The organism is Pseudoxanthomonas sp. (genome assembly GCF_002863005.1).
Taxonomy (GTDB): Bacteria; Pseudomonadota; Gammaproteobacteria; order Xanthomonadales; family Xanthomonadaceae; genus Pseudoxanthomonas_A.
This window is the reverse complement of the sequence record NZ_PKDG01000015.1, coordinates 174,697-192,425: the sequence shown is the minus strand read 5'-3', so window position 1 is coordinate 192,425 and position 17,729 is coordinate 174,697. Positions and strand designations below refer to the sequence as shown.

Genomic DNA, 17,729 nt, shown 5'->3' with positions numbered 1-17,729 from the left:
TCAGACCCCATCCAGCAGTTGCTTGTCGCGTACCGCGCCCTTGTCGGCGCTGGTCGCGAGCAGGGCGTACGCTTTCAACGCGGTGCTGACCTTGCGCGCACGCGGCTGCGCGGGCTTCCAGCCCCTCGCATCCTGGGCCGCGCGGCGTGCGGCGAGTTCCTCGTCCGAGACCAGCAAGGCGATCGAGCGCTGAGGGATATCGATGCGGATGCGGTCGCCATCGCGCACCAGGCCGATTGAGCCGCCCGCGGCGGCTTCCGGCGATGCATGACCGATCGACAGACCGGAGGTGCCGCCCGAGAAGCGGCCATCGGTCAGCAGTGCGCACTGTTTCCCGAGTCCCTTCGATTTCAGGTAGCTGGTCGGGTACAGCATTTCCTGCATGCCGGGCCCGCCCTTGGGGCCTTCGTAGCGGATGACGACCACGTCGCCCGCCGTCACCTCGTCGCCGAGGATGCCGGCCACCGCCGCATCCTGGCTTTCGAACACGCGCGCCGTGCCTTCGAAGACATGGATGGACTCGTCCACGCCCGCGGTCTTCACTACGCAGCCATCGCGGGCGATGTTGCCGTAGAGCACGGCCAGGCCGCCCTCCTGCGAGAACGCATGCTCGACACTGCGGATGCAGCCTTCGGCACGGTCGATGTCCAGTGAAGGCCAGCGCGTGGCCTGGCTGAAGGCGACCTGGGTGGGAATGCCGGCCGGACCCGCCTTGTAGAAGGCCGTGACGGCGTCATCGTCGTTGGTCGTGACGTCCCACTTCGCGATCGCCTCGCCCAGCGTCTTCGCGTGCACGGTAGGAACGTCGACATGCAGCAATCCACCGCGCGCCAGTTCGCCGAGGATCGCCATGATGCCGCCGGCTCGGTGCACGTCCTCGATGTGGTATTTCTGCGTGTTCGGCGCCACCTTGCACAGCTGCGGCACGCGCCGCGACAGGCGATCGATGTCGCGCATGTCGAACGGGACTTCGCCCTCCTGCGCCGCGGCAAGCAGGTGCAGGATGGTGTTGGTGGAACCGCCCATCGCGATGTCCAGCGTCATCGCATTCTCGAACGCCTCGAACGTGGCGATGCCGCGCGGCAACGCGGTCGCGTCCTCGCCACCGTACCAGCGATGGCACAACTCCACGGCGGTGACGCCGGCACGCTTGAACAGCTGCTCGCGGTCCGCATGCGTGGCCACCACGGTGCCGTTGCCCGGCAGCGACAGGCCGAGCGCCTCGGTCAGGCAGTTCATCGAGTTGGCGGTGAACATGCCGCTGCACGACCCGCAGGTCGGACAGGCGCTGCGCTCGACGGCAGCGACCTCCTCGTCGGACACGTTCGGGTCGGCCGCCATCACCATCGCATCGACGAGGTCGAGCTTGTGGTCGGCCAGGCGTGTCTTGCCGGCTTCCATCGGGCCACCGGACACGAACACTGTCGGGATGTTCAACCGAAGCGCGGCCATCAACATGCCCGGGGTGATCTTGTCGCAGTTGGAGATGCATACCAGCGCATCGGCGCAGTGCGCGTTGACCATGTACTCGACCGAGTCGGCGATCACTTCGCGCGACGGCAGCGAGTACAGCATGCCGTCGTGGCCCATCGCGATGCCGTCGTCGACGGCGATGGTGTCGAACTCCTTCGCCACGCCGCCGACACGCTCGATCTCGCGGGCGACCAGCTGACCAAGATCCTTGAGGTGCACGTGTCCGGGCACGAACTGCGTGAACGAGTTGGCGATGGCCACGATGGGTTTGTGGAAGTCCTCGTCCCGCATGCCGGTGGCGCGCCACAGCGCGCGGGCGCCGGCCATGTTGCGGCCGTGGGTGGAGGTCTTGGAACGGTACTCGGGCATGAAAACCAGCGGTGCGGCGATGACGTGGGAAGCCTTGATTCTGCTGGCTTTCCACGGTTTCAGTTGCAACCATCTCGATTGAAATCATCCGATCGTCGCAAACGACGGAAAAGCGCTTGACACGGTTTGGAGCGGCATGTTTCTCTTGCCGCATGTTGCAACGCCACACGCCCACGATGATCGACATCACCGCACCCGTTGCGGGCTCGCTCCTCGTACTCGTCCTTATTACCTCGCCCACAACTGCGGGACGAACCGGCGTGTAAGCAGCAAGCAACGCCAGATTCGCAAAACCCCGCACTGAGAAGTGCGGGGTTTTTTGTTTAAGCGCCTGTCCTTACCTCAACTCTCCAGGAACCACGCTCCATGACCACCGCCAATGCTCTCCCGCAACCCAAGATCACTGTCGTCGGCTACGGCAGCCAGGGCCGCGCGCATGCGCTGAACCTGCGCGATTCCGGCTTCGACGTCACCGTCGGCCTGCGTCCGGGCGGCCCGACGGAGGCCAAGGCGCAGGCCGACGGCTTCGCGGTGAAGGCGGTGGCCGATGCGGTGAAGGACGCCGACCTGGTCGCGGTGCTGACGCCGGACATGGTGCAGAAGAAGCTCTACGCTGACGTGCTGGCGCCGAACATGAAGCAGGGCGCGGTGCTGCTGTTCGCGCACGGCCTCAACGTGCACTTCGGCATGATCGAACCGCGCGCCGACCTGGACGTGGTGCTGGTCGCGCCGAAGGGTCCTGGCGCGCTGGTGCGCCGCGAATACGAGATCGGTCGCGGCGTGCCGTGCATCTACGCCGTGTACCAGGACAAGAGCGGCCAGGCCGAGCAGTTCGCGCTGGCCTACGCCGGCGGCCTGGGCGGCGCGCGCGCCAACATCATCAAGACCACCTTCAAGGAAGAGACCGAGACCGACCTGTTCGGCGAACAGGCCGTGCTGTGCGGCGGCGCCTCGTCGCTGGTGCAGGCCGGCTTCGAGACGCTGGTGGAAGCCGGCTACCAGCCGGAAATCGCCTACTACGAAGTGCTGCACGAGCTGAAGCTGATCGTCGACCTGTTCTACGAAGGCGGCATCACCCGCATGCTGGAATTCATCTCCGAAACCGCGCAGTACGGCGATTTCGTCAGTGGCCCGCGCGTCATCGACGCTTCGGTGAAGGCGCGCATGAAGGACGTGCTGACCGACATCCAGAACGGCACCTTCACCCGCAACTGGCAGGCCGAGTACGACGCCGGGCTGCCGAACTACAAGAAATTCCAGCAGGCCGACAAGGATCATCCGATCGAGAAGGTCGGCAAGGAACTGCGCGCGAAGATGGTGTGGCTGCAGGCCAATGCCAGCCAACCCGATACAGACGAGCAGGCCGCCGCATGAACGCCGCCGCGGCCACTGCCCCACGCAATGGCGCCCGCTGGCTGGCCCACGCCCTGGAAGCCGAGGGCGTGGACACGCTGTTCGGCTATCCGGGCGGCACCATCATGCCGTTCTACGACGCGCTGGTGGATTCCAACCTCAAGCACATCCTGGTGCGCCATGAGCAGGGCGCGGCGCTGGCGGCGAATGGCTATGCGCGCGCCAGCGGCAAGGTCGGCGTGTGCGTGGCCACCTCCGGCCCCGGCGCATCCAACCTGGTGACCGGCATCGCCGATGCGATGCTGGACTCTGTGCCGATGGTCTGCCTGACCGGCCAGGTCGCGACCACGCTGATGGGCACCGACGCGTTCCAGGAACTGGACGTGTTCGGCCTGACCCTGCCGATCGTGAAGCACAGCTTTGTCGCCCGGCGCGTGGACGACCTGCCGGAGATGGTGCGCGAAGCCTTCCGCATCGCGCGCGAAGGGCGTCCCGGCCCGGTGTTGATCGATCTGCCCAAGGACGTGCAGATGTCCGACGCCTCGCACCTGCCCGACCACGTGCCGGCCAGCGTCGATCCGCTGCCGGCGCCGGACGACGCGAAGCTGGCCGATGCGCTGGCCGCCATCGCCGGTGCCGAGAAACCGCTGATCTACGGCGGTGGCGGGATCGGCATCGCGGATGCGGTGGAGGCGTTCCGCCAGTTCGTCGACGCCACGAAGATTCCCACCGTGCTGACCCTGCGCGGCCTGGGCGCCCTGCCCGCGAACCATCCGCACTACCTGGGCATGCTGGGCATGCACGGGACGCGCGCGGCCAACATGGCCACCCAGGAGTGCGACCTGCTGATCGTGGTGGGTGCGCGCTTCGACGACCGGGCCACCGGCAAGCTGGCCGAGTTCGCCCCGTTCGCCCGCGTGCTGCACGTGGATGCCGACGCCTACGAGATCGGCAAGCTGCGGACCGCCGACATCGCGGTGCCCGGCGATGTCGCCACCAGCCTGAAGGCGCTGACGGCCGCGCGCAGCACCTGCGATGAATGGCGCAGGCACTGCCTGGGCAATCGCGAACGGTTCGGCTTCCGCTATGACGCGCCCGGCACCGACATCTATGCGCCCGGCCTGCTGAAGCGGTTGAGCGAAGTGGCGCCGGCGGACGCGATCATCGCGTGCGACGTCGGCCAGCACCAGATGTGGGTGGCGCAGCACTGCAAGTTCACCCACCCGCGCAACCACCTGACCAGCGGCGCACTGGGCACGATGGGCTTCGGCCTGCCGGCGGCGATGGGCGCGCAGTTCGCCTGTCCGGACCGCTCCGTCATCCTGGTCAATGGCGATGGCGGCTTCATGATGAACGTGCAGGAGCTGGCGACCATCGCCCGCTGCAAGCTGCCGGTGAAGATCGTGCTGATCGACAACAGCGCGCTGGGCATGGTGCGGCAATGGCAGGAACTGTTCTTCGCCGAGCGCTACAGCGAGATCGACCTGTCCGACAACCCGGACTTCGCCGCGCTGGCCCGCGTGTTCGGCATTCCGGCGCACCACATCAGCCTGCGCGACGAGGTCGAAGGCGCGCTGGCCAACCTGCTGGCCGCGCCGGGTCCGGCGCTGCTGCACGTCACCATCGACATCAAGGCCAACGTGTGGCCGCTGGTGCCGCCGAACCACGCCAACAGCTCGATGCTGGACGCCAATCCCGCCAAGGTCGCCGCCGAGACTGCCATCGCGGCCGACGGACCGGAGAAGAAGAATGCGTTACCGGCTTGAACTGAAGCTCAAACCTGCCGAGGGCGCCCTGGTGCGCGTGCTGGGCATGATCGAGCGCCGCGGCTTTCCGCCCCATGCGGTGCACGCCACCCACGACGGCGAGGGCTACTGGGCGCTGGCGCTGGTGATCGACAGCACCCGCGCACCGGAGACCCTGCGCCAGCAGCTGTTGAAGATCTACGACGTGGAGGAACTGTCCTTCAGTGCCGTGCAGGAACTGAGCCGCGACCATCGCCGCCAGGAGCGCGCTGCTTGAACGCCACGCCCGCCAACGCAGGCGCCGTGGTCCGGAGGCGTCTTCTTCGACATCAGCCGTTCGCGTGCCGCGATGCCTGATGCCGGCCGCGCCCCCGCCAGCAGCGAACCGGACGTAGGCGACGTCGTCGTCACCGTGGCCGATGTGCTGGCGGCGCAGGCGCGGCTGCGGCGTTACCTGCCTCCCACCCCGCTGCATCATGCGGAACGTTTCGGCGTGATGCTGAAGCTGGAGAACCTGCAGCGCACCGGCTCCTACAAGGTCCGTGGTGCGTTGAACGCCTTGCTGGCCGCCCGCGAGCGTGGCGACCGAAGGCCGGTGATCGCCGCCTCCGCAGGCAACCACGCGCAAGGGCTGGCCTGGGCGGCGTACCGGCTGGGCGTGCAGGCGATCACGGTGATGCCGCACGGCGCGCCGCAGACCAAGATCGCCGGCGTCGCCCACTGGGGTGCCACCGTGCGCCAGCATGGCGACAGCTATGACGAAGCCTTCGCCTTTGCGAAGGAACTGGCCGAGCAGAATGGCTACCGCTTCCTGTCCGCCTTCGACGACCCCGACGTGATCGCCGGCCAGGGCACGGTCGGCATCGAGATCGCACCCTACAGCCCGGATGTCGTCATCGTGCCGATCGGCGGTGGTGGACTGGCATCGGGCGTCGCCCTGGCGCTGAAGTCGCAGGGCGTGCGCGTGGTCGGCGCGCAGGTCGAGGGCGTGGATTCGATGATCCGCGCGATGAAGGGCGACACCGCACCGAAGGATCCGGTCGCCTCGCTGGCCGATGGCGTGCGGGTGAAGGTGCCCGGCTTCATCACCCGTCGCCTGTGCACGCAGTTGCTGGACGACGTGGTGACCGTGCGCGAAGCCGAACTGCGCGAGACGCTGGTGCGCTTGGCGCTGGAAGAGCACCTGATCGCCGAGGGCGCCGGCGCGCTGGCCTTGGCCGCCGGTCGTCGCGTCGCCGGCAAGCGCAAGTGCGCGGTGGTTTCGGGTGGCAATATCGACGCGACCGTGCTGGCGCAGCTGCTGTCCGACGTGCGACCGCGTCCTCCGCGCAAGCCGCGCCGGCGCAACGCCGAGGGCGAGCCCTCGCTTCCCAGCCCCCGCGCGCCCGCCCGCGCCGCGGCCAGACTCCCCATCAAGACAGGCACGCGCCGCATCGCGGTCGCCGCCACGGAAACAGAAGTACACGAGGAATCCATCTGGTGAACACGACCATTCCCACCCCCGCACAGATCCGAATTTTCGACACCACGCTGCGCGACGGCGAGCAATCCCCGGGTTGCAGCATGACGCCGCAGCAGAAAGTGGTGATGGCCCGCGGCCTGGCCGACCTGGGCGTGGACATCATCGAGACCGGCTTTCCCGCCAGCTCGCAGTCCGACCGCGAAGCGCATGCGTTGATCGCACGCGAGCTGCGCGAGACTACGCTGGCGGTGCTCTCCCGTTGCCTGCCGGGCGACATCGAGACCTCGCTGCGCACGCTGGCGTCGGGCGCGAAGCCGCGCCTGCACCTGTTCCTGTCCACCAGCCCACTGCACCGCGAGCACAAGCTGCGGATGAGCCGCGACCAGGTACTGGAATCCATCGACAAGCATGTGCGCATGGCGCGCGGCCATGTCGACGACATCGAGTTCTCCGCCGAAGACGCGACCCGCACCGAGGAGGACTTCCTGCACGAAGCGATCGCCGCTGCGATTTCCGCCGGCGCGACCACCATCAACCTGCCGGACACGGTCGGCTTCACCACGCCGGAGGAGATCCGCCGCATGTTCGAGCGCGCGATCGCCGAGGTACCCGGCGCCGACAAGGTGGTGTTCAGCGCCCACTGCCACAACGACCTGGGCCTGGCGGTCGCGAACTCGCTGGCCGCCATCGAAGGCGGTGCGCGCCAGGTGGAAGGATCGATCAACGGCATCGGCGAGCGTGCGGGCAACTGCGCGATCGAGGAACTGGTGATGGCGCTGAAGGTCCGCAGCGCGTTCTACACCCTGGATACGCGCATCGACACCCGCCGCATCGTGCCGACCTCGCAACTGCTGTCGCGCCTGGTCGGCATGCCCGTCCAGCGCAACAAGGCCATCGTCGGCGCCAACGCGTTCGCGCACGAATCCGGCATCCACCAGCACGGCATGCTGCGCCACCGCGGCACCTACGAGATCATGCAGCCTCAGGATGTGGGCTGGCCGTCGTCGCAGATGGTGCTGGGCCGCCACAGCGGGCGCGCGGCGGTCGAACAGCGCCTGCGTGCGCTGGGCTACTGGCTGGAAGAGGACGAGCTGAAGCTGGTGTTCGAGCAGTTCAAGACCCTGTGCGAGAAGCAGCGCGTGATCGGCGACGCCGACCTGCAGGCGCTGATGCAGGACGCACCGGTCAGCGATGGTTACCGGCTGTCGTCGATGACGATCAGCGACGTCGGGAGCCGCGCCAACGCGCTGGTCGAACTGTCGGATCCGGACGGCAACCGCATTTCGGAAACCGCACAGGGCAATGGCCCGGTCGATGCGCTGTTCAGCGCACTGGCCGCCGCCACCGGCGTGCAACTGCAGTTGGAGAGCTACCAGGTGCACAGCGTGGGCATCGGTGCCGATGCGCGCGGCGAAGCCAGCCTGTCGGTGCGCTGCGACGGCGAGGAGTACGAAGGCACCGGCACCAGCAAGGACATCATCGAGGCCAGCGCGTTGGCCTGGCTGGATGTCGCCAACCGGCTGCTGCGTCAGCGCCGCGCCGAGAAGCAAGAAGCAGCGGCCGCCTGAGGCGCCAGCCTATTTTCACCCCGTCCAACGCACCACCGGAACCCGCATGACCGCGCCACGCACCTTGTTCGACAAACTGTGGGAAGCCCACGTCGTCGTCCCCGAGACCGACGCCGCTCCCGCCGTGCTCTACATCGACCTGCACCTGATCCACGAGGTCACGTCGCCACAAGCCTTCACGGAGCTCAAGGCACGTGGCCTGTCGCCGCGCCGCCCGGATCGCACGAAGGCGACGATGGACCACTCTACGCCCACCCTGCCCGCCGGTGCCGATGGCAAGCTGCCGTACTACACCAAGGCGGCCGAAACGCAGGTGGAAACGCTGGCGCGCAACTGCGCCGAGCACGGCATCGAACTGTTCGACATGGCGTCGCCGAACCGCGGCATCGTCCATGTCATCGCCCCTGAGCAGGGCTTCACCCTGCCGGGTATGACCATCGTCTGCGGCGACAGCCACACCAGCACGCATGGCGCGTTCGGCGCGCTGGCGTTCGGCATCGGCACCAGTGAAGTCGGCCACGTGCTGGCCACCCAGTGCCTGCTGCAGCGCAAGCCGAAAACGATGGCCATCACCGTCGACGGTGCCCTCGCGCCCGGCGTCGGCGCCAAGGACATCGTCCTGCACGTGATCGGCGTGATCGGCGTCAACGGCGGCACCGGCCATGTCATCGAGTTCCGCGGCAGCGCCATCGAGGCGCTGGACATGGAGCAGCGCATGACCCTGTGCAACATGTCGATCGAGGCCGGAGCGCGTGCCGGCATGGTGGCGCCGGACCAGACCACGTTCGACTGGGTCGCGCGCACGCCTCGCGGACCGAAGGGCGAGGCGTTCGACGACGCGGTCGCGTACTGGAAGACGCTGCGCAGCGAAGACGGCGCCACGTTCGATGCCGAGGTCCGCATCGATGCCGCCGACATCCGGCCGACCCTGACCTGGGGTACGCATCCGGGCACCGCGATCGGGATCGATGTGCCGATTCCCGAACCTGCCGACGCCGCCGCGAAGAAGGGCCTGGACTACATGCAGCTGAGTGCCGGCCATGCGCTGGAAGGCACGCCGGTGGACGTGGTGTTCGTCGGTTCCTGCACCAACGGACGCCTGCGCGACATGCGCGACGTGGCGCAGGTGCTGCGTGGTCGCAAGGTGGCGGCCGGCGTGCGCATGCTGGTCGTGCCGGGCTCGGAAATCGTCAAGCGCGAAGCCGAAGCCGAGGGCATCGACCAGGTGGTCCGCGACGCCGGAGCCGAGTGGCGCGAGCCCGGCTGCTCGATGTGCATCGCCATGAATGGCGACCTGGTGGCGCCGGGCCAGTTGGCCGTCAGCACCAGCAACCGCAACTTCGAAGGTCGCCAGGGTCCGGGCGCGCGCACGTTGCTGGCATCGCCGCTGACCGCAGCGTGGGCGGCGGTGAACGGACGGGTCAGCGATCCACGCGATCTGTTCGACCACCAGAAGGCGGTGGCGTGATGGCCGGCTTCCGCGAAATCCGCTCGCAGAGCGTGGTGCTGGCGCAGACCAACATCGACACCGACCAGATCATCCCCGCGCGCTTCCTGTCGACGACCGACCGTGCCGGCCTGGGCAAGAACGCCTTCAACGACTGGCGCTGGCAGGCCGATGGCTCGCCGAACCCGTCGTTTCCCTTCAACCAGTCCGCGAACGCCGGGCGGGAGATCCTGCTGGCCGGCCGCAACTTCGGCTGCGGTTCCTCGCGCGAGCACGCGCCCTGGGCGCTGACCGACCTGGGCCTGCGCGCGATCGTCAGCAGCGAGATCGCCGACATCTTCCGCAACAACAGCCTGAAGAACGGTCTGGTGCCGGTCGTGTTGCCGGAAGAGGTCGTGCAGGCCCTGATGCAGCGCCCCGACGACGAACTCGTCGTCGATGTCGCCGCGAAGGAACTCCGCACGCCGCAGGGTGACGTCTTTTCCTTCCCGCTCGATGCCTTCGCGCAGACCTGCCTGCTGCAGGGCGTCGACGAACTGGGCTACCTGCTGGCCCGCCACACCGACATCGAACGCTACGAGGCCACCCGCCATGCACGCTGACATCGCCCTCCTTCCCGGTGACGGCATCGGTCCGGAAGTCACCGCCGCCGCCGTCACCGTGCTGCGCGCGCTCGCGCGCCGCCACGGCCATACCTTCGACTTCCACGAGTACGACATCGGTGGCATCGCCATCGACAGGCACGGCGAACCATTGCCGCAGGCGACGCTGCAGGGCTGCCAGCAGGCGAACGCGGTGCTGCTCGGCGCCGTGGGCGGCCCGAAGTGGTCGGACCCGAACGCCAAGGTCCGCCCGGAGCAGGGACTGCTGGCACTGCGCAAGGGGCTGGGCCTGTTCGCCAACCTGCGTCCGGTCCGCCCGCACCCGGCCGCACTGAACGCCTCCCCGATCAAGCCGCACCTGCTCACCGGCGTGGACATCGTGGTGGTGCGCGAGTTGACCGGCGGCATCTACTTCGGCGAGAAGACCCGCGATGCGCGCGGCGCCAGCGACCTGTGCAGCTATTCGGTCACCGAGATCGAGCGCGTGGTGCGCAGCGCATTCAAGCTGGCCCGGCAACGGCGTGGTTACCTGGTCTCGGTCGACAAGGCCAATGTGCTGGAGACCTCGCGTCTGTGGCGCGACGTCGCCACGCGCATCGGCCACGAGGAATTCCCCGACGTGAAGCTGGAACACCAGCTGGTGGACTCGATGGCCATGCACCTGCTCGCCAAGCCACGCGAGTACGACGTCATCGTCACCGAGAACATGTTCGGCGACATCCTGACCGACGAAGCCTCGATGCTGGCCGGTTCGCTCGGCCTGCTGCCCTCGGCGTCGCTGGGCGACGGCAAGGTCGGCCTGTACGAACCGATCCATGGCTCCGCGCCGGACATCGCGGGCAAGGGCATCGCCAATCCCTACGCCACCATCCTGAGCTGCGCGCTGCTGCTGCGCCACTCGCTGGGCCTGCATGAGGAAGCGGACTGCATCGAACGGTCCGTGGATGGCGCGCTCAACGCGCAGGTGTTCACCAACGACCTGGCTACCGGCGGCCGCGGCGTGTCCACGCAGGTGGCGGCGCAGGCCGTGCTCGAACAGATGCAGGCGCAGTGCTACGTGGCCGAACTGCGCGACTGAGGCGCTTGGCCTGAGGGCGGCATCCCCTGCGTTGAAGGACAGGCAGGGGATGCACGCACAGGACAGGCACGATGCCCACGACTCAGATCGAGAAGTACCACGTCATCTATTCCGCCAACACCTTCCGCCGCCGCATCGGCCTGATGGCCGGCGGCGCATACATCGGCCAGTTGGTGTTCCATGCCAACGGTGCCGCGTTGCCCCAGGACGGGCTGAACGGAACGCAGCCGCAGCTGCACTATCACCTGGACGATTTCCAGAATGCGATCGACCTGCTGCGCAACGAGAAGCCGGTCTACCTGCTCTACAGCGGCAGCGGCGGCGGCTTCGAGAATGCGCTGGTGACCGATCCTGAAACCGTCGGCGAAGGCGAAGCGGGCGGGCTGCGGTTCGTCGGTCGCTGATCAGCCCGACACCAGGCGATTGCGCCCCTGCTGTTTCGCGCGGTAGAGGCGCTCGTCGGCGACCCGTAGCAGGTCGCGCAGGTCCTGCCCGGCCTCCAGTTCCGCGACGCCGATGCTCACCGTGCATCGCAACGTGCCGCCGTCGGGCGTGTCGATGCCGGCCTGGGCGATGCCTTCGCGCAGGGCGTCCAGGCGCGCACGCGCAGTCGACCAGGGCAACTGCTGGCAGACCAGGAACTCTTCCCCGCCCCACCGTGCGATCAGCACGTCGTCGTGATCGCCGATCGCCTGCCCTGCCAGCGCCGCGACCTGAGACAGGACGTCATCGCCGAATGCATGGCCGTAACGGTCGTTGACGGTCTTGAAGTGGTCGATGTCCAGCAAGGCGACGGACAGCGGCCGCCCTTCGCGGCGGCTGGTGTCGAGTGCCTCGGCGAGGAACGCGTCGCCGGCACGACGATTGGCAAGCCGGGTCAGGGGATCGTGGCGGGCCTGGTAGGCCAACTGCTCCAGCAACCGCGCATTCGCCTCGCCGGCCTGTTCGAGCTGCGCGTTCTTGTCGCTCAGCTCCGAGGTGCGCGCATCGATCTGTACCTGCAGGCGATGCTGGCGATGCCGCTGGCCCCGCATCGCCAGCAGCAGGACGCCCCAGCCCAGCACACCGGCCAGCACGACATAGGCGACCATCGCCCATGTCTGCAGCCACCACGGCGCCGCCTTGTCCAGGTCCGCCGTGCGCATCACCAGGCCTTCCGGCCTGCTCCAGTCCGCGGGCGCGTTCATCACCTGTACTTCGAAGCGCAGTCTGCCCGCGGGCAGGTTGGTGTACACCGCATCGTGCGCGACGCCGTTGTCGGTCTCGATCCAGCCACGGTCGAAGCCGACCATCCGATAGCGATAGCGGAGGCGCTCGGGAGCGCGCTGGTTCAGCCCGGTGAAGCGGATCACCACGCGGCGCGTGTCCGCCGCCAGGGCGTAGCGCGCCTGCAAGGGCAGCACGCGGCCGTCGGCTTCCACCGACTCGATGACCAGCGTGACGCCCTGGCTGCGTTGGCGACGGGCGTCGTCCGGATCGATCACGCCAACGCCGTTCGCCGTCGCGAACCACAGCTTGCCGTCGCGCATCGGCCAGCCCGCCGGCGCGGAGGCACCGTTGGCCTGGCTGCTCGGCAGTCCGTCCGCATGGGTGAACGCTTCCACCGGCAGGCGCGTCAGGTGGCGGTTCTCCACGGCCGTCAGCGCCGGGCGCGAGATGCGGAAGACGCCACGATTGCTCGATACCCAGAAATCCCCGTTGTCGTCCTCCAGCAGCCGGAACAGGCGATTGTTCGGCAGTCCCTGGCGATGGTCGAACTGCATGAACGTGCCGTCGCGCCAGTGCAGCAGGCCGCGGTCGGTGGCGACCCACAGGCTGCCGTCGGGGTCGGCGAGGAAGTCGAATGCGGCGACGGCCGGGAAATCGGACATCGGCGTCCAGCGGCGCAGCGTGCCATCGCGCTGCATCATCGCCATGCCGTTGCTGGTGCCGATCCACAGCACGCCCTGCGCGGTTTCGTAGAGCACGTAGACGTTGCCGTCGGGCAGTCCGTCGTCGGCGTCGTAATGGCGCACGATGCGGCCCTCGCGATAGACGGTCACGCCTTCGTTGCTGCCGATCCACAAGGAGCCGTCCGCACGTTCGAGCAGTGCGCGCACATGGTTGGACGGCAGGCCATCCGCTTCGTCCAGGCGCCAGGGTGAACCCTGCGCGCCTTCGCCGGCGGCGGGCAGATGGATCACGCCCTGGTCGTAGGTCCCGATCCACAGTCCGCCGTCGCGCGCATTGGCCAGCGACAGCACGGATGGATCGGACTTGCCATCAAAGGCGAGCGGCACGGCGCGGCTCCGCCCCGCCTGCCAGGCGTCCACACCCATCGGATGGCCGATCCACACGCCCTGCCCGGGCCGCTCGATGATCGCGCGCACGTAGATGTCGCGCAGGCCGCTGCTGCGGCCCAGTCCGAACACCGGCCCGTCGGAGATGCGGTACAGCCCGTTGGTGGTGCCCACCCACAACAGGCCATCGCGGTCCTCGAACAGGGCGGGCGCCAGCCGACCCATCAGGCCCTCGCGCTCGCCCAGGGTTTCATAGCGCCCCTGCGCGTAGCGACGCAGGCCGTCGAGGGTGGAGACCCACAGGTTGCCGTTGCGGTCCTCCAGCATGGCTTCGACGCGTTCGCCGGTGATCTGCCGGGCCCGGCCGTGCTCCAGCCGCCAGACGCCTGCGCTGCCGCCGACCAGCAGCCCGCCCCAGCGCGACGGTTGCACCGCCAGCACCGATGTTTCCGGCAGGCCGACACCGCTGCCCCATTCGCTGGCTTTTCCCTGGTCGATCCGGAACAGGCCGTGGCGGTTGCCCACCAGCGCCCGCCCGTCCTGCAACGGCAGGATCGTCAGCACCCGCTCGTTGGCGAGACGCGCGTGATCGCTCTCGATTTCCAGCAGGCGGCCGTCCGCCTCCATGCGGAACAGGGCATGGTCGGTCCCGATCCACAGGGCACCGTCCGGTCCGTAGCGCAGCACGGAAACATCCGCCAGCGTGCCTGCGCGGCCCGGCAGTCGCTGCCAGCGCCCCTGGTGGAAGCGCAGTACACCCGGCCCCACGCGGCCCAGGCTCAGCACCATGCCCCCCTGCGGGTGCGGCGTGATCGCGCGCACGCCCTCGATTTCCAGCCCCTCGACCGTGCCTGCGTCGTAAGCGGTAAAGCGGCGGCCGTCGAAGCGCGCCGCGCCCTCCCATGTCCCGGTCCACACGTACCCGTCGGCATCCTGGTGGATGGCGTGTATCAGGTTATGCGGCAGCCCGTCCTCCATGGTCCAGCGCGCGATCGTGTACTCGTCGACCTTGCGCGCAGGGTCCAGCGCCCACGCGGGGGCGCCGACGAGCAGGACCAGCAGACACAGGCCTTGGATCAGCAGGCGGCGCACGGCGGGCACAGGGTCCGGAGGGGCTTCGACCTCCACAGTATCGGCTGCGGCGGGGGGGTTCTTGAACCCCCGCCGCGCCGAGTCGCTCAGCGCGCGGCGCCCTCTTCCGGCCGCACCTTGAACCAGGCCGCATACAGCGCCGGCAGGAAGAACAGCGTCAGCACGGTGGCCACGGTCAGGCCGCCCATGATGGCCACCGCCATCGGCCCGAAGAAGGCGCTGCGCGACAGCGGGATCATCGCCAGCACCGCCGCCAGCGCGGTCAGCACGATCGGCCTGAACCGGCGCACGGTGGCGTCGATGATCGCGTGCCAGCGGTCGTGGCCGGCCTGGATGTCCTGGTCGATCTGGTCCACCAGGATCACCGAGTTGCGCATGATCATGCCGGCCAGCGCAATCGTGCCCAGCATCGCCACGAAACCGAACGGCACGCGGAACACCAGCAGCGCCAGCGTCACGCCGATCAGGCCCAGCGGCGCCGTCAGCAGCACGAGCGCCATGCGCGAGAAGCTGCGCAGCTGCAGCATCAGCAACGTGGTCACGGCGAGCAGGAACAGCGGCATGCCGGCCGCGATGGACTTCTGCCCGCGCGCCGAATCCTCGACGGTGCCGCCGGTTTCCAGCAGGTAACCCTGCGGAAGCGCGGAGCGGATGCCATCCAGCGTCGGCGAAATCTGCGCCACCACCGTCGGTGCCGTCACATCGTCGCTGTTGAGGTCGGCGCGCACGGTCACCGTGGGCAGGCGGTCGCGGTGCCAGATGATGCCGTCCTCGAACGCGTATTCGAGATTGGCGATCTGCGACAACGGCACGCTGCCGCCGCTGCTCGTCGGTACCGCCAGGCTGCCCAGCAGGTCGAGCCGCGTACGCTCTTCCTCGGGACCCCGCAACAGGATCTCGACCAGCTCGTTGCCTTCGCGATAGGTACTGACGCTCAGGCCCGACAGCGATCCGGACAGGAAGTGCGACACCTGCGCCGTACTGACGCCCAGGGCGCGCGCGCGATCCTGGTCGATCTGCAGCCGCACGATCTTGCTCGGCTCGCTCCAGTCCAGGTTGACGTTGGAGACGTGCGGATTGGCGCGCACCTTCTCCGCCATCTGCCGCGCGATCGCCTGCACGCGATCGACATGCTCGCCGGACACGCGGAACTGGATCGGATATCCGACCGGGGGGCCGTTCTCGAGGCGGGTCACGCGGAACTGCAGTTCGGGGAATTGCGGCGCGACGTCGTCGACCAGCCAGCGACGGGTCGACTCGCGCGCCCGGGTGTCCTGCGTCAGCACCACGAACTGCGAGAAATGCGCCTGCGGCAGCTGCTGGTCCAGCGGCAGGTAGAAGCGGGGCGAACCGGTGCCGATGTAGGCCACGTAGTTGATCACGCCTTCCCGCGTGGCGAGCAGCTTCTCGAGCTTGCGCGCCTGGGCATCGGTGGACTTCAGCGAGCTGCCTTCGGCCAGCTCCAGGTCCACCATCAGTTCGGGACGCACCGAGTCGGGGAAGAACTGCTGCGGCACGAAGCGGAACAGCGCGATGGACGCGACGAACGCGGCCGCGGTCACACCGATCACCAGCCACCGATGGCGCAGGCAGAACGCCAGCCAGCCGCGGAAGCGCTGGTAGAACGGCGTGTGGTACGGATTGTGGTCGTGCGCATCGTGCGCCTTGGGTGCGAGCATGCCGGCATACTGCGGCCAGCGATCCGCCAGCCGCGCGCGGAACGCATGCCAGCGTGCCGCAGGCGAGCCTGCTTTCGGCGGCTGCGGGTTGCCCAGGTCGGGCAGCATCTTGTCGCCCAGGTAAGGAATGAAGAGCACCGCAGCGATCCACGAAACGACCAGGGCGATCGTCACCACCTGGAACAGCGAACGCGTGTACTCGCCGGTGCTGGATGCGGCCGTCGCGATGGGCAGGAAGCCGGCCGCCGTGACCAGCGTGCCGGTGAGCATGGGGAAGGCGGTCGATTCGTAGGCGAAGCTGGCCGCCTTCAGCCGGTCGAAGCCCTGCTCCATCTTGATGGCCATCATCTCGACCGCGATGATCGCGTCGTCGACCAGCAGGCCCAGCGCGAGCACGAGCGCACCGAGCGAAATCTTGTGCAGACCGATGCCGAAGTAGTGCATCACCGCGAACGTCATCGCCAGCACCAGCGGGATCGAAACCGCCACCACCAGCCCCGTGCGCATGCCCAGCGAGAAGAAGCTGACCAGCAGCACGATGATCACCGCTTCCGCCAGCACGCGGACGAACTCGCCCACCGAGGCTTCCACGGCCGCCGGCTGGTCGGACACCTTGCGCAGTTCCATGCCCAGCGGCAGGGTCTTCTGCAGGCGCTGGAACTCGGCCTCGAGCGTTTCGCCCAGCGTCAGGATGTCGCCGCCGTCCTTCATCGCCACCGCGATGCCGATGCCCGGCTGCCCCATGAAACGCATGCGTGGCGCGGCCGGGTCGGCGAAGCCGCGCTTGATCTCGGCGATGTCGCCCAGCTTGACGGTACGTCCGCCGGCGCGGATCGGGAATTCGCGGATCTCGTCGACCGACGTGAACTCGCCGCTGATGCGCAGTTGCACCCGATCGGTCGGCGTCTCGAAGAACCCCGCCGGCGTCACCGCGTTCTGTTCTTCCAGCGCCTGCTGCACCGCGTTGAGCGGTATGCCCAGCGTGGCCAGCTTGGTGTTCGACAGCTCGATCCAGATCTTCTCGTCCTGCAGGCCCACCAGTTCGACCTTGCCGACATCGTCCACCCGCTGCAGCTCCAGCTGGATGCGGTCGGCGTAATCCTTCATCACCGCGTAGTCGAAACCTTCGCCGGTCAACGCATAGATGTTGCCGAAGGTGTCGCCGAACTCGTCGTTGAAGAAGGGGCCGATGACGCCGCTGGGCAGCGTGGCGCGGATGTCGCCGACCTTCTTGCGGACCTGGTACCAGAGTTGCGGCATGTCGCGCGACTTCAGGCTGTCGCGCGCAGCGAAGATCACCTGCGATTCGCCCGGCCGCGAATACGAACGGATGTATTCGTAGTTGCCGGTGGTCATCAGCGCCTTCTCGATGCGCTCGGTGACCTGCTGCGAAACCTCTTCGGCCGTCGCGCCCGGCCATACGGTGCGCACCACCATCGCCTTGAACGTGAACGGCGGATCCTCCGATTGCCCCAGGTGCTTGTACGACCACGCACCGATGATGCCGAGCAGGATCATGGTGAACAGCACCAGGCTGCGGTTGGTCAGCGCCCACTCGGAGAGATTGAAGCGGCGCATGCCG

General features: G+C 68.0%; 12 protein-coding genes. 9 read left to right on the top strand and 3 right to left on the bottom strand.

Going from position 1 to position 17,729, the window contains the following annotated elements:
• On the bottom strand, positions 1-1,842 hold the full coding sequence (gene ilvD, locus CYU89_RS05825) for a dihydroxy-acid dehydratase (RefSeq protein WP_296279309.1): 1,842 nt from the start codon (positions 1,840-1,842) through the stop codon (positions 1-3).
• Positions 1,843-2,208: 366 nt separating this feature from the next.
• Here ilvD and ilvC point away from each other — a divergent pair, with 366 nt between their 5' ends.
• From ilvC to CYU89_RS05780, 9 genes are all read left to right on the top strand, one after another.
• Complete coding sequence (gene ilvC, locus CYU89_RS05820) at positions 2,209-3,216, top strand: ketol-acid reductoisomerase (protein WP_296279308.1); 1,008 nt, start codon at positions 2,209-2,211, stop codon at positions 3,214-3,216.
• Positions 3,213-4,961, top strand: a complete 1,749-nt coding sequence (ilvG, locus tag CYU89_RS05815; RefSeq protein WP_296279306.1) for an acetolactate synthase 2 catalytic subunit — start codon at positions 3,213-3,215, stop codon at positions 4,959-4,961. The genes ilvC and ilvG overlap by 4 nt, the downstream gene beginning before the upstream one ends.
• Positions 4,945-5,217: an ACT domain-containing protein gene (locus tag CYU89_RS05810; RefSeq protein ID WP_185895073.1), complete on the top strand. Its 273-nt coding sequence runs from the start codon at positions 4,945-4,947 to the stop codon at positions 5,215-5,217. Before ilvG ends, CYU89_RS05810 begins: the two co-directional genes overlap by 17 nt.
• Before the next feature lie 72 nt (positions 5,218-5,289).
• On the top strand, positions 5,290-6,423 hold the full coding sequence (locus tag CYU89_RS05805; RefSeq protein WP_296279300.1) for a threonine dehydratase: 1,134 nt from the start codon (positions 5,290-5,292) through the stop codon (positions 6,421-6,423).
• Positions 6,420-7,970 (top strand): 2-isopropylmalate synthase, encoded by a 1,551-nt coding sequence (locus CYU89_RS05800; protein WP_296279298.1) that lies wholly within the window; start codon positions 6,420-6,422, stop codon positions 7,968-7,970. Before CYU89_RS05805 ends, CYU89_RS05800 begins: the two co-directional genes overlap by 4 nt.
• A 46-nt stretch (positions 7,971-8,016) precedes the next feature.
• Positions 8,017-9,438: a 3-isopropylmalate dehydratase large subunit gene (gene leuC, locus CYU89_RS05795; RefSeq protein WP_296279295.1), complete on the top strand. Its 1,422-nt coding sequence runs from the start codon at positions 8,017-8,019 to the stop codon at positions 9,436-9,438.
• The gene (gene leuD / locus CYU89_RS05790; RefSeq protein ID WP_296279294.1) at positions 9,438-10,019 is read left to right on the top strand and encodes a 3-isopropylmalate dehydratase small subunit; all 582 of its coding nucleotides are present in this window, start codon (positions 9,438-9,440) and stop codon (positions 10,017-10,019) included. The genes leuC and leuD overlap by 1 nt, the downstream gene beginning before the upstream one ends.
• Positions 10,009-11,097 (top strand): 3-isopropylmalate dehydrogenase, encoded by a 1,089-nt coding sequence (gene leuB / locus CYU89_RS05785; protein ID WP_296279292.1) that lies wholly within the window; start codon positions 10,009-10,011, stop codon positions 11,095-11,097. Before leuD ends, leuB begins: the two co-directional genes overlap by 11 nt.
• Positions 11,098-11,168: 71 nt before the next feature.
• Complete coding sequence (locus CYU89_RS05780; protein ID WP_296279291.1) at positions 11,169-11,501, top strand: hypothetical protein; 333 nt, start codon at positions 11,169-11,171, stop codon at positions 11,499-11,501.
• Here CYU89_RS05780 and CYU89_RS05775 read toward each other — a convergent pair whose 3' ends face one another.
• Together CYU89_RS05775 and CYU89_RS05770 are read right to left on the bottom strand one after the other, a co-directional pair.
• The gene (locus tag CYU89_RS05775) at positions 11,502-14,468 is read right to left on the bottom strand and encodes a ligand-binding sensor domain-containing diguanylate cyclase (protein WP_296279290.1); all 2,967 of its coding nucleotides are present in this window, start codon (positions 14,466-14,468) and stop codon (positions 11,502-11,504) included.
• Positions 14,469-14,554: 86 nt separating this feature from the next.
• On the bottom strand, positions 14,555-17,725 hold the full coding sequence (locus CYU89_RS05770; protein ID WP_296279288.1) for an efflux RND transporter permease subunit: 3,171 nt from the start codon (positions 17,723-17,725) through the stop codon (positions 14,555-14,557).
• Positions 17,726-17,729 lie beyond the last annotated feature (4 nt).